15 protein-coding genes (1 of these 15 running past the window's edge) are annotated in these 13,816 nt (G+C 70.3%); 6 read left to right on the plus strand and 9 right to left on the minus strand.

What is annotated here, in order from left to right; genetic code table 11:
• Together AC3IF3_RS11235 and AC3IF3_RS11240 are read right to left on the minus strand one after the other, a co-directional pair.
• A protein-coding gene (locus tag AC3IF3_RS11235) for a hypothetical protein (RefSeq protein ID WP_489228774.1) crosses the window boundary here: on the minus strand, positions 1-851 show its 5' portion. The gene continues 28 nt to the left of window position 1, outside the view; only the first 851 of its 879 coding nucleotides appear in the window; its start codon is at positions 849-851; the stop codon falls past the left edge of the window.
• A gap of 14 nt (positions 852-865) precedes the next feature.
• Entirely contained in the window at positions 866-1,189 is a 324-nt protein-coding gene (locus AC3IF3_RS11240; protein WP_489228776.1) for a hypothetical protein, read from the minus strand.
• Positions 1,190-1,751: 562 nt separating this feature from the next.
• Between AC3IF3_RS11240 and AC3IF3_RS11245 the strand changes: the two genes are divergently transcribed.
• Positions 1,752-2,279 (plus strand): response regulator, encoded by a 528-nt coding sequence (locus tag AC3IF3_RS11245; protein WP_489228777.1) that lies wholly within the window; start codon positions 1,752-1,754, stop codon positions 2,277-2,279.
• A 55-nt stretch (positions 2,280-2,334) separates the two neighbouring features.
• On the opposite strand, the gene AC3IF3_RS11250 is transcribed toward AC3IF3_RS11245, so the two are convergent.
• Both AC3IF3_RS11250 and nhaA read right to left on the minus strand, forming a co-directional pair.
• On the minus strand, positions 2,335-4,092 hold the full coding sequence (locus AC3IF3_RS11250; protein ID WP_489231280.1) for a carbamoyltransferase family protein: 1,758 nt from the start codon (positions 4,090-4,092) through the stop codon (positions 2,335-2,337).
• A gap of 55 nt (positions 4,093-4,147) precedes the next feature.
• Positions 4,148-5,353 carry a Na+/H+ antiporter NhaA gene (gene nhaA, locus AC3IF3_RS11255; protein ID WP_489228779.1) on the minus strand — a complete coding sequence of 402 codons (1,206 nt, stop codon included), beginning with the start codon at positions 5,351-5,353 and terminating at the stop codon, positions 4,148-4,150.
• Positions 5,354-5,435: 82 nt separating this feature from the next.
• On the opposite strand from nhaA, the gene AC3IF3_RS11260 reads away from it, so the two are divergent.
• Together AC3IF3_RS11260 and AC3IF3_RS11265 are read left to right on the plus strand one after the other, a co-directional pair.
• Positions 5,436-5,747: a hypothetical protein gene (locus AC3IF3_RS11260; protein ID WP_243969995.1), complete on the plus strand. Its 312-nt coding sequence runs from the start codon at positions 5,436-5,438 to the stop codon at positions 5,745-5,747.
• Entirely contained in the window at positions 5,744-6,313 is a 570-nt protein-coding gene (locus AC3IF3_RS11265; protein WP_489228781.1) for a type II toxin-antitoxin system VapC family toxin, read from the plus strand. Before AC3IF3_RS11260 ends, AC3IF3_RS11265 begins: the two co-directional genes overlap by 4 nt.
• Before the next feature lie 13 nt (positions 6,314-6,326).
• Here the strand turns inward: AC3IF3_RS11265 and tlpA are convergent, their stop codons facing one another.
• Positions 6,327-6,968, minus strand: a complete 642-nt coding sequence (gene tlpA, locus AC3IF3_RS11270; protein WP_489228783.1) for a thiol:disulfide interchange protein TlpA — start codon at positions 6,966-6,968, stop codon at positions 6,327-6,329.
• Between the two features lie 42 nt (positions 6,969-7,010).
• Between tlpA and argH the strand changes: the two genes are divergently transcribed.
• Together argH and AC3IF3_RS11280 are read left to right on the plus strand one after the other, a co-directional pair.
• Positions 7,011-8,390, plus strand: coding sequence for an argininosuccinate lyase (gene argH / locus AC3IF3_RS11275; RefSeq protein WP_489228784.1), 1,380 nt, complete (start codon positions 7,011-7,013; stop codon positions 8,388-8,390).
• 375 nt (positions 8,391-8,765) lie between these two features.
• A complete protein-coding gene (locus AC3IF3_RS11280; protein WP_489228786.1) occupies positions 8,766-9,425 on the plus strand; it encodes a hypothetical protein in 660 nt (219 codons plus the stop codon).
• Positions 9,426-9,546: 121 nt separating this feature from the next.
• Here the strand turns inward: AC3IF3_RS11280 and AC3IF3_RS11285 are convergent, their stop codons facing one another.
• The 4 genes from AC3IF3_RS11285 to AC3IF3_RS11300 all read right to left on the minus strand — a co-directional run bounded on the left by AC3IF3_RS11285 (position 9,547) and on the right by AC3IF3_RS11300 (position 12,875).
• Entirely contained in the window at positions 9,547-10,494 is a 948-nt protein-coding gene (locus tag AC3IF3_RS11285; protein WP_489228788.1) for a PDR/VanB family oxidoreductase, read from the minus strand.
• Positions 10,495-10,498: 4 nt separating this feature from the next.
• Positions 10,499-11,068: an MOSC domain-containing protein gene (locus tag AC3IF3_RS11290; RefSeq protein ID WP_489228790.1), complete on the minus strand. Its 570-nt coding sequence runs from the start codon at positions 11,066-11,068 to the stop codon at positions 10,499-10,501.
• Positions 11,065-11,457 carry a Rid family detoxifying hydrolase gene (locus tag AC3IF3_RS11295; protein WP_489228792.1) on the minus strand — a complete coding sequence of 131 codons (393 nt, stop codon included), beginning with the start codon at positions 11,455-11,457 and terminating at the stop codon, positions 11,065-11,067. Before AC3IF3_RS11295 ends, AC3IF3_RS11290 begins: the two co-directional genes overlap by 4 nt.
• Before the next feature lie 89 nt (positions 11,458-11,546).
• A complete protein-coding gene (locus AC3IF3_RS11300) occupies positions 11,547-12,875 on the minus strand; it encodes an MFS transporter (RefSeq protein ID WP_489215977.1) in 1,329 nt (442 codons plus the stop codon).
• Positions 12,876-13,047: 172 nt separating this feature from the next.
• Here AC3IF3_RS11300 and AC3IF3_RS11305 point away from each other — a divergent pair, with 172 nt between their 5' ends.
• Complete coding sequence (locus AC3IF3_RS11305) at positions 13,048-13,659, plus strand: helix-turn-helix domain-containing protein (protein WP_243969835.1); 612 nt, start codon at positions 13,048-13,050, stop codon at positions 13,657-13,659.
• The last annotated feature ends 157 nt before the right edge of the window (positions 13,660-13,816 follow it).

The following is a 13,816-nucleotide window of genomic DNA, read 5'->3' on the forward strand; positions in this document are numbered from 1 at the left end:
GGGGCCTCGATTCGGAGCAGCGTGGGACCGATGATCGCCGCCACGGAGGTGAAGGCCACCAGGGACGACCCCGAACCCTCATGCCAGAAGTGGTAGGCCTCCCGGGACGGGAGCATCGCCAGGATGCGGGCGACGTTGATCGTCACCACCAGGCAGGCGCCCGCCGCGAGCGCACCGAACGCCCCGCGGTCCGCCCCGTGACCGGCGATCTTCAAGATGGAGAGCCAGATCAGCACGGCCAGCGACAGGTTGTGGAACGACGAGCAGCCTTCGAGGATCACGATCGACCAGTCGCCGCGGACGCTGAGGCTCGCCCCCGCGATCCCGAGGCCGCCATAGAGCAGACGGCCGACCCCATAGATCAGGCCGACCTCGATCCCCTCGATCACCTGGTAGACGAGCTTGAAGAGGAGCTTGCCCCACAATTCGTAGACCGACAGGGCGAGCCAGACCTGCCCGATTCCGATCAGGTTCCGGTCGGAGCGCCTCCGAAGGAGGACCCAGACCCCGCCGAGCGTCGTGGCCAGATAGATCCCGTGCTGCTCCGGGACGAACCAGGCCAGCGCGGAGAGCGCCAGGACCGCGCACTCCGATCTGCCCAGCGTCAGGCTTCGACCGGCGGCGCGGATCAAGGATAGAAGCGCGGCCAGCGCGAACGCCTCGCCGATGTTGAACTCGACGAGATGCTGGGCGGTCTGTGTCTGTTCGAACAGGTGGCGCTGCAGGGCGGCCGACAGCACGGTGCCCCCGGAGAAGACCAGAAGGATCCAGGACGCGGCCCGGTCAGCGCGGCCTGCGCCCCGCGCCGCGTCCGACCAACCGCGCATCCCGCGCCGCGCGAAGCCGACCATGACGGATCAGCCGGTCAGGCCTGCGGCTCGGCGCGGCGGGTCCTGCGGCGGCGCAGGAAGGCGACGGTGCCGCCGACGAGGATCAGACCACAGGCGGCGTTGACCTCCGGCGACGGGGCGCCCCCGGCATTCTGGCTCGACCCGCTCCCGGAGCCGTAGCCGGACCCGCCGAAGAAGCCGCCGCTGAAGAGCGATATGGAGGGGGCGGTGCCCGAATGGGCCGGCGCCGGCGCCGGCGCGGTGTGCTGTGCCCCGCTCGACAGCGTGCTGTCCCAGCCACCCGCCAGTGCATTTCCGCGCCCGGCCAGGGCGGGACTGCAGAATCCGGCCGCCATCATTGCGCAACCGACAAGACCTACGTATTTCATCTGCGTATTCCCTCCCTCACCAAGCTATTGAGAGAAAGAAATCCAATCCGCATTCAATGCAAGCATCAAGTGGATTCGGTTTAATGAATTCACATATTTATCGACATGTTAACTATAACGGCCAACCATATTGGCTCCGTGACGCTTGGAATCGGTATTCCCTGCGCGCAGATCGAAGCTTAACAGGTCCGCCCGTACCGACCCGCTTAGACCGGCCGCGCCTCAGAGCCGTTCCCCGTCGCGTTGCCACGGGGAATGGCTCCGGCTCCATGTTGGACCGTGCTGTGTTGCGCCGAACCGGCATCCACATCGGCGGACAGCACTCTGATCTCAGAACGCGGGATGAAACCCGGGATCGGCGGCGGGCCCGGTTCGGGGACGGGAGGCGCGGGGAACCGACGCTCCGGATGCGGCCGCACACGATCTTGTGCGGATGCTGCAGGTCTAGCGTGGCTATTCGTGAACTAAATAGCAACGATGTCTTCACAAAAAGCTCGGATCATATCACTACAGTTGGAGTGAGAGCAGTGTCGTGAACGAAGTGCAGCAGACTCACGAAGCCGACAGATCCGGGCGCGACGTGCGCGAACCGCCCGAGCGCGGATCGTCCTCGCCCCGGCCCCGTCCGAAGACAGGGGGAACGGCGGGTCCCGATCCGCGCCAGCTGCCGGTTCTCGTGGTCGACGACGTCCCCCTGATCCGCACGGTGGTCCGGGCCGTCCTCGAGCAGATCGGGGTTCACGACGTGCGCGAGGCGCCCGACGGCGCCGCCGCGCTCGCCATGCTGAACGAGCACACCTACGGCCTCGTCATCTCGGACCTGCACATGTTCCCGATGTCTGGCTTCGAGCTGCTCCGCCGGATCCGCGACGACCGCCGCCTGCGGGAGACGCTGTTCGTGATAATGACCACGAAGGAGCACGCCCATGCCTTCACGGCGGTACGCCGGGCCGGCGTGAACGCCTGCCTGATCAAGCCCTTCATGCCGGCCGCCCTGCGGACGATCCTCGCGGAGGTCTGGCCCACCGATCCTCGGCCGGGCGCCGCGCATCTCGTCTGAGCCGTGGCGTCCAGGTCCGAAATCCCCCGCCTGGAATCCCCCGCCGCCCGGCCGCTCACTTCACCACCAGCCAGTCCTCGACCACGAGGGCGTCGAGGCCGGTGGTGTAGAACATCAGGATCGCGTCCTCCGCGCCGTGGAGGATCGGCTTGCCCATCACGTTGAAGCTGGTGTTGAGCAGGATCGGCACCCCGGTGAGGTCCGCGAAGGCCGCGATCAGGGCCGCATAGGCCGGGTTGCGCGCGGGGGTGACGCTCTGGAGCCGGCCGGTGCCGTCCGCATGGACCACCGCCGGCACGCGGGCGCGGACCGCCTCCCGCCAGACCAGGGTGCGCTCCATGTAGGGGCTGTCGGCGTAGTCCTCGAACCAGTCGGGACCGGCCTCGGCCAGGATCGAGGGCGCGAACGGGCGGAACGCCTCCCGGTACTTCACCTTGGCGTTGAGCGCGTCCTTGGCGCCCTCCGGCCGCGGATCGGCCAGGATCGAGCGGTTGCCGAGGGCCCGGGGGCCGAACTCCGCCCGGCCCTGCACCCAGCCGACGAGGCCGCCGGCGGCCAGGATCCGCGCCGCCGCGCGGGTCGCCTCGGCGTGGCCGACCCGCCTGGCCCGGGGCTCCTGCTCGGCGAGGCGCTCCATCGGCAGCGTCGAGACCCGGGAGCCGAGATAGGGCGTCAGCGGGCGCGCCTCTGCGGGCGGCCCGGCCCAGTCCGGATGGTCCTCTGCATAGGCGAGCCAGGCGGCGCCCACGGCGTTGCCGTCGTCGGCCGGGGCGGAGGGGACGTGCAGCCGGCGGAACCCGGAGCGGGCGAGCACCCGGCCGTTATAGGAGGAGTTGAGGCCGCAGCCGCCGGCGATCACGAGATTTTCGCTGGGTGCCAATGCCCGGGCCTCGGCCACCAGGACGTCCATCAACGTCGCGAAAAAATCCTGGCCGCACCGGGCGAGGTCGGCCCAGCCGTTCTCCAGGGCGTCCGCGGGACGGCGGGCGCGGATCGCCCCAGCGACCGCCCGGATCGTGTCCGCGTCGGCGTAGCGCAGGCGGCCGCCCTCCACCGTGCAGAGCCGGCCCAGCAGGGCGGCGAGGTCCGGATCGGAATGTCCGTAGGGGGCGAGCCCCATGATCTTCCACTCCTCGCCCTTCACCTGGTCGAAGCCGGCGAGATCGGTGATCAGCCCGTAGAGGAAGCCGAGCGACCCGCGCCCGCGGTGGCGGCGCAGCTCGGTGATCCGGCCGCCGTCCAGCCGGTAGAGCGCCGCCGCGCCGGTCTCGCCCATGCCGTCGACCACCAGGGCGGTGGCTTCCTCGAAGGGGCTGCCCCAGAGGCCGTAGGCGGCGTGGCAGAGGTGGTGCGGATAGCGCCGCTGACCGGCGATCGCCGCCCGGGGCGCCGCGCCGGTGATCCGCGCCTCCTGGTTGAGGGCGAGCAAGGTGCCGTGGCCGGCCCGCTCCTGGGCGCCGTGGAGATCGGCGATGAACACCCGCTCCGCCTGCTCGGGCACGAAGGAGCGGTTGAGCGCGGTGCCGTGGGCGGCGAGCGCCATCAGGTCGAAGGCGCCGGCGCCGGCTTGGCCCCGCAGGAAATCGGTGAATTGCGGTCCCCAGGTCGAGGCGATGACCAACTCGGACCCCGGCGGGACATGCGCCTTCAGGAGGGACGCCATCCGGCCCGGGGCGTCCGGCTCGCAGTTCGGGGCGCGCTTGTACTGGAGGTCGCGCTCCGCGGCCTCGGCGAAGAGCAGGCTGCCGTCGGGCCCGACCAGGGCCAGGGCGGGATCGTGGAAGGTGGTGGCGAGGCCGAGATAGAAGCGCATACGCAAGCGCGGTAGCGCATTTTTCCGCGCAACGGAGCCCAGCCGGGCGCGGCGGCTACCGGATTGCTGCGGGGCGCCGCACCAACACGAGAATCCCCGCCCCCGCGAGTCCCGAGAGGGCGGAGCCCGCCAGCACGCCGAGCTTCACGGCGGTCTCGTGCTGCGGATCCGCGAAGGCGAGGCCGCCGATGAACAGGCTCATGGTGAAGCCGATGCCGCAGAGCACGGCGACGCCGTAGACCTGCCCCCAGCCGGCTCCGGCCGGGCGCTGACCGAACCCGAGTGCGACGGCGAGCCGCAGGCTGGCGAACACACCGGCCTGCTTGCCGAGGAACAGGCCGGCCGCGATGCCGAGCGTCACGGGCTGGAGCAGCGCGTCGCCGGTCAGGCCGGTCAGGTCGACGCCGGCATTGGCGAAGCCGAAGATCGGCATCACCAGATAGGTGATCCAGGGTGCCAGGGCATGCTCCAGCCGATGGAGCGGTGACTCCGCCGCCTCCGGCCGGCCGGGGCTGACCCGGATCGGGATGGTCAGCGCCAGCAGCACCCCCGCGATGGTGGCGTGGATCCCGGAGCGCAGCACGAGTACCCAGAGCACGAGGCCGAGCAGCCCGTAGGCCGGGAGCCACCCGATCCCCGCCCGGTTGAGGCCGTAGAGGGCGGCGAGCACCAGGGCGGCGAGACCCAGCATCGTCGTGTCGAGACCGGCGCTGTAGAAGAGCGCGATGACCAGGACGGCGCCGAGGTCGTCGATGATCGCCACGGCACTCAGGAAGATTTTCAGCGAGACCGGCACCCGTTGGCCGAGGAGCGCCAGGACGCCCAGGGCGAAGGCGATGTCGGTGGCCGCCGGGATCGCCCAGCCGCGCAGGGTGTCGGCGCCGAGATTGAACAGGGCGTAGACCAGGGCCGGCACCGCCATGCCGCCCAAGGCCGCGAAGCCGGGCAGCGCCCGGTCCGGCCAAGTGCGCAGCCGCCCGTCGAGCGCCTCGCGCTTGATCTCCAGCCCGACCAGCAGGAAGAACCCGGCCATCAGGCCGTCGTTGATCCAGTGCTGCACGCTCAGCGGGCCGAGGGCGGCGTGGAGCCCATGGGCGTAGGCCTCGGACAGGGGCCCATTGGCGACGACGAGCGCCAGCGCCGCCGCGCCGATCAGGATCAGCCCGCCCGCCGCCTCGCTGGCGAGCATCCTGCGGATGGCCGAGAGCGGGCGCCGGCCCCGCTTCGGTGCGGGGCGATCGGGGGACGGGGGCGGCTTCATCGGGTCAGGCCTTGCCGCGCATCGGCGATGGGGGCAAGGCTGCATCCCGTGCGCAACGTGTCGGCAGCTGGAGATGAGAGGCATGGCCGCATCGAAATCCACACCCGCTCGGCGGACGCGCGCTCCGCACTCTGCCGCACGCATCCATGCTGCGGTTCTTGAGGAAGCGAAGAGATCCGGTCTGCTCGACGGTGTGGAATCGGAGCACGTGAGCTTTCGCGTACCCTCCGCCCTGGTAAATGCGGCCAAGCGTGAGGCCGGCATCACGTCGACGGCCGAACTCGGGGTGGTTGCCCTGGCGCTTCTGGCGCAACCGGATCCGGTCGCGAATTTTCTCCGCTGCACCGCCGGTCGGCTCGGGCCTGACCACGACCTCGATACCGGCACACGTTGAGCGCCGATCTGCGGGCTGCGCTCCGGCGTCGCAAGCCGGACAAGCGCAGGCTGCGCCTGTCCCCGCGCCCGCAGCATGAACGCGTGGATTGGACCCTCTACGGTGAGGCCGCCCCCGCCGCCTTCGTCCTCGACACGGGCGTCTACATCCACAGCGCGGCCGGTCGCCTGCCGACGGACCTGTGCCGCCTCCTCGATCGCGCCTTGCTGTTCCACTGCGCGGTGGCGCTCTCCGAGCTAGCTGTCGGGGTCGCTGCCGCCGACCCTCGCGGACCGAACTGGATGGCGCTGCGCGATCACTATGCGGAGCTATTCGCGCAGATCCCGGACACGCGCCTGCTGACGCCCGACGCGCAGACATTCGCGGATGCGGGTCTCTTGGCCGGCATGCTGGCGCGCCTCCAGGGCTATCAAAAACACCAGCGCACGGCCTGTCTCGCCGACGCGCTCATCTTCCTCACCGCCGCACGGGCCGGTCTTCCCGTGCTGACGGCCAATCGGGACGATTTCGACGTCATCCAGCAGCTCGCACCGGAGGGGCGATTCGTCGTCTACGAGCGGGTCTGAGCGTTCCCGTCCCTCACGACGCCTGCCCCAGGGCCGCGCGGATCAGCGCCAGCCCGTCCGGGCTCGACCACGCGGCCGGGCCCTTCATCACCCCGAGGGTGCAGCCCTTCGCGTCGATCAGCATCGTGGTCGGCAGGCCGGGCGATTGCGTGTCGCGCTGGATCGTCGGCAGGACGCGGCCGCCAGGATCGGCGTAGAAGGCGAGGTCGTGGATGCCGGCCTGCTTCAGCCAGTCCGGCGGCTTGTCGAGGTTGCGGGTGTCAACGTTGATGGCGACCACCTGGAAATCCGGGCCACCGAGCTGGGCCTGGAGCCGGTCGAGGGCCGGCATCTCGGCCTTGCAGGGGGCGCACCAGGTCGCCCAGAGATTGACCAGCAGCAGCCGGCCCTTGAGGTCGGACAGCCCGGTCTCGGCGCCGTCCGGACCCTTGAACCGGATCTCGGGCGCCGGCCGGGCCTGCTTCAGGGCCTGCATGGCGGCGACCTCGCCCTTGGCGGCGGCGTCGACCCGGGCCAGCGCCGGATCGGAGCCGGCGCAGGGGCCCGGTGCCCCGTCCGTGTTGCCGGGCAGGAGACCGCTCCCGTATAGGGCGAGCCCGAGGGTGGCGAGCGCGGCGAGGCCCGCGCCGGCCGCGATTGTGGTGCGGCCGGGCATCAGGCTTGCCTGCCGGGATGGTCAGGGCGCGGAAGGATCGACATGAGCAACCGGATGTGGGGCGGCCGCTTCGCGAGCGGCCCGGCGGAGATCATGGAGGAGATCAACGCCTCCATCGGATTCGACAAGCGCCTTGCGCCCCAGGATATCCGCGGCTCGCTGGCGCATGTGGCGATGCTGGGCCAGGCCGGCATCCTCCCGGCGGAGGATGTGGCGGCCATCGAGGCCGGGCTCAAGTCCGTGCGCGACGAGATCGAGGCCGGGCGCTTCGTGTTCAAGCGCGAGCTCGAGGACATCCACATGTCGGTGGAGAGCCGGCTGACCGAGATCGTCGGCCCGGCGGCCGGACGCCTGCACACGGCGCGCTCGCGCAACGACCAAGTCGCCACCGACATGAAGCTGTGGGTGCGCGACACCCTCGACTCCCTCGACCAGCAGGCCGCCGACCTGCAGCGCGCTTTGGCCGAGACGGCGCTCAAGCATGCCGGCACGGTGATGCCGGGCTTCACCCATCTCCAGTCGGCCCAGCCGGTGACTTTTGGCCACCATTGCCTGGCCTATGTCGAGATGCTGGCCCGGGACCGGGGCCGGTTCCGCGATGCGCGGGCGCGGCTCAACGAGTGCCCGCTGGGCGCCGCGGCGCTGGCCGGCACCTCCTTCCCGATCGACCGGCACGCCACCGCTGCGGCGCTCGGATTCGACCGGCCCACCGCCAATTCCCTGGATTCGGTCGCCGACCGCGATTTCGCCCTGGAATCGCTGGCCGCCGCCTCGATCTGCGCCGTGCACCTGTCGCGCTTCGCCGAGGAGCTGGTGGTCTGGACCTCGGCGCAGTTCAACTTCGTCCGCCTGTCGGACGGGTTCACCACCGGCTCGTCGATCATGCCGCAGAAGCGCAACCCCGACGCCGCCGAGCTGGTGCGGGCCAAGTCCGGCCGGATCATCGGCGCGCTGACCGGCCTGCTGATCGTGATGAAGGGCCTGCCGCTCGCCTATTCCAAGGACATGCAGGAGGACAAGGAGGGGGCGTTCGACGCCCTCCAGGCCCTGTCCCTGTGCCTGGCCGCCCTGACCGGCATGGTGAAGGATCTGGAGCCCAACGCCGCGGTGCTCAGCCAAGCGGCCGGCTCCGGCTACGCCACCGCCACCGACCTCGCCGACTGGCTGGTGCGCGAGCTCGGCCTGCCGTTCCGCCAGGCCCACCACGTCACCGGCCGCCTGGTCGGCGCGGCCTCCGCCAAGGGCGTCGGGCTGGAGGACCTGTCACTCCCCGAGATGCAGGAGGCCGAGCCACGCATCACAGAGGCGGTTTATGCCGTGCTCGGCGTCGCGAACTCGGTGGCGAGCCGCACCAGCTACGGCGGCACCGCGCCCGATAATGTGCGCCAGCAGGCGCAGGGCTGGATCGAGCGGCTGGCCTGACCGGGGACGGGGCTCGGCCCCTGGGCGATGCGGGCTTCAGCCAGGGCGGCGGCCGCGTCGCCCGGCATCCTCCACGTGGATCGAAAACGCCGAGCGCACCGGCTCCGACCCGCAGGCTTGGCTCGCCGACGTCCTCGGGTGTCCGCCTGCCCCCGCCCGCCCGGCGCATCGACGATCTGCCACCCCTGGAATTGGACTCAGCCCGGCCCCGGACGATCGCTGTCTGACGCCCCATTGCAACGACGAGCGCGGCCTTCACCGCGGGCGTACGAAATCGGCGGCCGTTCGCCCGGGGTTGATACAAGGTGTATGTCAATTCGAAACCATAACCGGCTGGATTTTTCGATCATGGAGCTGAGATTGATCGCGATTTAAATGCTCGCGCCCAAGCTCGCGGCAATGCGAATCGATGAACTGAAGCTACGACTCATGTCGTGTCACATCGCTGCTCGACGGGTCGGCAGGACGACAAGTACGGCGCTGCTGAGCGTCCTGATATCCGCCGTGCATCCGCTTGCCTGCGCCGCTGGCGGGGGTAATCCGGATAGCCTCAGCCTCATCGACGCGTATCACCGATCGGCCGATCCGGCTGGATCATCGCCGACAGCCACGTACAGCGACCTGACCGTCAATACGCCCGGCGCCAACAACCGGCTGTTCACGACGGTCGCGGAGGCCGGCAAGACGTCGAGCGTCTCGCAGTCCGGCAAAGACAACACCGTGAGCGTCGATCAGAACGGAAAAGCGGCCGTCCTCACGGGCGTTCAATCGGGCGCGGATAACCGCATGACCGGCACCCAGGGCGATCTCGCCATGCTCCGCGTCAGCCAGCGCGGGGACCAAAACGTCATCCAGGCGCTCCAAGCCGGGCGAGATGACAGAGCCACGATCGAGCAGAGTGGCGCGTACAACCTGGTAACCGGTGCGCAGACGGGCTCCGGCGAGAGAGCCGTCGTCATACAGACCGGCACGCATCAGACGGCGGTCTACGCGCAGAGCGGCACGGGTGCTGTTTTGTCCATTCGGCAGCATTGACGAACGGTGCAGGACGATATCCCGGCCCGGCTCGACATGGGGTCCGACGCGACCCGGCAGGCCGATCCCGGGATTGACGACGGCCCCGGGGGGAGGGCTCGACGGCATCGGCAGCGGCCTCTCAGAGCGCGAGAGTGACCTTCACGCGGGCGCGGGACACGCAGGGCATCATCCGGTCCTGACGCTTGGCGACCGGCAGCACGACGTCGCGGTGGATCACGGTGCCGTCGCGGTAGCCGCACTCGCAGGAGCCGCACACGCCGATCTCGCAGGACGAGGGCATCGCGAAGCCGTGCCGCCGCAGAACCTCGAGCAGGGAGGCATCGGCCGGCACGTGGATGACCGCCCCCGTCGAGGCGATCAGCGCGTCGAAGGGTTCGGGCTTGTAGGTCTCGTCGGCCATCGGCGCGAAGTGCTCGACATGCACCCGTTCCGCCGGCCATCCGGCGGCCGTCAGCGCGGCCTGCACGGCGTCGGTGAGCCGTTGGGGCCCGCAGGCATAGGCATGGATGCCCGCGCCCGGCGCTCCGAGCGAAGCGGGATCGAAGCGTCCGCCATCCGAAGAGAACCAGCAGCGCAGCCGGTCGCCGCACAGCGTCCGCAACTCGGATAACAGCGGCGCCTGTTCGGCCGAACGCGCGCACAGGTGGAGCGTGAAGTCGGCGCCGCTCGCAGTCAGGCGCCGGGCCATGGCGGCGAGCGGCGTCACGCCGATGCCGCCGCCGATCAGGACATGGCGCCGTGCGCCGATGGCCAGACCGAAATTGTTGCGCGGGTGGGAGACGTGGGCGACGGCGCCCGCGACCAGGTTGGCATGCGTCCACAGCGAACCGCCGCGGCCCGCATCCTCGCGCTTGATCGCCAGGACATAGCGGCCCCGATCGTCCGGATCGCCGCACAGCGAGTACTGGCGGATGCGCCCGTCCGGCAGGCGCAGGTCGACATGCGCCCCGGGCTCCCAAGCGGGCAATTCGGGGCGCTGCGGGTGGACCAGCGTCAGGCGCAGCACCTCCGGCGTGGTGGCGACGGCCTCCACCACCGTCAGCTTCATGACGATGCGCGCGGACACCGGCTCAATCCACCAGCGCGATGGCGTCGCCCGGGCGGATGATCCCGCCGCGCTCGATCCCGCAATTCAGGCCCGAGCGGTTGTAGAGCGGCAGGTAGACCGGCTGGCCGAGCAGTTCCTCCAGATACTTGCACGGGAAGTTGAGGCGCCCGCCGCGCAGGATCACCTCGCCGACCCGGAACCGGCGGCCGACGAGGTGATTGAGCGGCACGCCGCGCACGGTGAGGTTCCGGCGGTGGTCGACAGGCGCGAGCTGGATCGGGCCGCCCTGGAGCGGCGGGTCGTTGCGCGCGAGGGCGTTGAGCGCCTCCTGCTCGATCAGCGTCACTTCGCGGGTGTCCGGCTTGGGCGAGTAGGTCCCCGTCCCGAGGAAGTAGCGGTCCCCCTCGATGCCGCGGCCGGCGACGCAGTGGGCCTCGGCCAGTTCCTCCATCTCGTAGCTCGCCGCGGACGCGATGTGGATGGTGAGCAGCGTGCCCCGCCATCCGGTCGCGCCGCCGGGGACGGCGACCGCCACCGAGCCGGCCGCGTGGGCGAAGGCTTCGACGTGGCGCGGTGCGGATGGCGCGCTCATCGGACCGGCCCCGTCGCCAGCGCGATCGCCTCGACCTCGACCAGCGCGTCGCGGGGCAGGCGCGCGACCTCGACGGTCGAGCGCGCCGGCGCAGCGCCGGGGAAATGCTCGGCATAGATCGCGTTCATCGCGGCGAAGTCGTTCATGTCCTTCAGGAACACGGTGGTCTTGGCCACGCTCGCGAGGCTGGCGCCGCCGGCCTCCAGCACCGCGGCGAGGTTGGCCAGCGCGCGGCGGGTCTGCGCCGCGATGCCCTCCGGGAACGCCCCCGTCGCCGGGTCGATCGGCAGCTGCCCCGAGGCGAAGACGAGGTCGCCGACGCGGGTCGCCTGTGCGTAGGGGCCGACGGCCGGGGCTGCCGCCGCCGTGGCGATGATGGTCCTGTCCAAATCCGTCGTCCTGTCGCGTGAGGGCTGTCGGGAGTATTCCATTGCAGTGGATGCACGTCCACTCCCTGGACCGTATTTCGGTGTGGCGTTCAGTCGATCTGTCGGCGGGCGGTCTCCGGCGCCGCGAAGGTCGCCGCGAGCGTCACGCAGGCGAGGGCGATCAGGTAGGCCGAGATCGGCCACGTCGCGCCGCCGCTCCAGGCGAGCAGGGCGGCGGCGATCAGCGGCGTGAAGCCGCCGCTCAGCGCCGCGCCGACCTGGAAACCCAGCGAGGCGCCGCTGTAGCGCAGGCGGGCATCGAACAGTTCGGACATCCACGCGGCCCCGGTCCCGAACATGATGCCCTGCCCGAAGCTCAGGGCCACCGCGACGGTCAGGGTGATGATCGTCGGGTCGCGGGTATCGAGGAGCCGGAACATCGGGAACGCGAAGGCGATCGAGAACAGGCAGGCGGCGATGAACAGCGTCCTGCGCCCGTAGCGATCGGACAGCCAGCCGAAGACCGGGATCGTGAAGAGCTCGATGATGGCGGCGACCAGGATGCCGTTCAGGATCACCCCCCGCGACAGGCCGAGCTGGCCGGTGACGTAGGAGATCGAGAACACGGTGACGACGCTCACATAGGCGATCTCGGAGACCTTCAGGCCGACGGCCTTCAGGAACATGCCGGGATGCTCGGTGAGGATCTCCATCACCGGCAGCCGCGCCGTCACCGCCCGTTCCTTGATGCGCCGGAACGCCGGGGTCTCGTGAAGCCGCAGGCGGATGAACAGGCCGACCCCGACCAGGGGCGCGCTCGCCAGGAACGGGATGCGCCAGCCCCAGGCCTGGAACGCCGCCTCGGGCATCAGGCCGGTCAGCGCGAACGCGCCGATCGAGAGGATCACGCCGATGGGATAGCCGAGCTGGACGATGCTCCCGAAGAACCCGCGCCGGTCCGCCGGCACGCTCTCCACCACCATCAGCACGGCTCCGCCCCACTCGCCGCCGATGCCGATCCCCTGGACGAGGCGCAGGGCCACGAGGAGGATCGGCGCGAGGAGGCCGATCTGCCCGTAGGTCGGCAGGCACCCGATCAGGAAGGTGCCGAGCCCCATGATCATCAGGGTCAGCGACAGCATGGCCTTCCGGCCGATCCTGTCGCCGAAATGGCCGAAGACCGCCCCGCCCAGCGGCCGGGCGAGGAACCCGACGGCATAGGAGCCGAACGCCGCGATCGTGCCGACCGCGGGGTCGATGCTGGGAAAGAACAGCTTGTTGAAGACGAGCGCGCTGGCCGTGCCGTAGATCAGGAAATCGTACCATTCGACGGTGGTGCCGATGACGCTCGACCAGACGATCTGGCGCCTGTCCGCGTGCGTCACCGCGCCCGGCTCGGCGATCCGTGTCGCATCCAACGGCGCTGCGGCGTTGGGCATGGGGGGCATCCACTTTGCAGGAGGAATTTCCACTCCGTCTCATACAAGCGGCGTGCCAATTGCGGGCTCCGGTCGCGGGGGCGCTCCCACGCGACCTATGCTAAGCACCCGACCGATCAGCCCCGGGCGCTCAGGGATGACGCGTCAGCCGGAGGACCAGGACGAAACGCGAATGACGGTCACGACAGAGGTGCGGCGCGTCCAGATCGAGGCCGAGGCGCGCTCCCAGATTCAGGTGCTTGCCGAGGAGATCCGGCGCCGGCGGAAGAAGCGCGATCTCTCCCTCGAGGCCTTGGCGGCCGTGTCGGGGGTCAGCCGCTCGATGATCTCGAAGATCGAGCGCGGCGAGGCCGTGCCGTCGACGGCGGTCCTGTCGCGCCTCGCCGAAGCGCTGGACGTGACCTTCTCCCGGCTGATGGCGCCCGCCACCGACCTGGAGGTGTTGCTGATCCCGGCGTCCCGCCAGCCGGTGCTGCGCGACGAGGCGTCGGGCTTCCTGCGCCGCTGCCTCTCTCCGGTCCTGCCCGGGCGGGGGATCGACTGGGTGCTCAACACGCTGCCGCCGGGCGCCACCACGGGGGAGTTCGTCGCCCATCGCCGCGGCGTGTCGGAATACATCTTCGTGCTGAAGGGACGCCTGCGCGCCACGATCGGCGACCGCGCCCTCGTGGTCGAGGAGGGCGACAGCCTGTATTTCGAGGCCGATGCCGGGCACGCCTTCACCAATCTCGGCCCGGACGCCTGCCAGTATTTCCTGGTGATCGATGCGACGCGGCTGCGCTGAGGCCCGGCCGGCTCCTGCCGGCCGCCTCTGGCGCACAGCAGCACCACCACGGGCGCGCTCACCCGATCCGAGGTCGAACTTCGGAACCGTCGTCACCGGGCGCCGTTGCACCGGTCTGCACTCACGGACGCGGAGAGGCTTATCGTGCGCGACCGCG

This window comes from Methylobacterium sp. J-118, assembly GCF_057836565.1.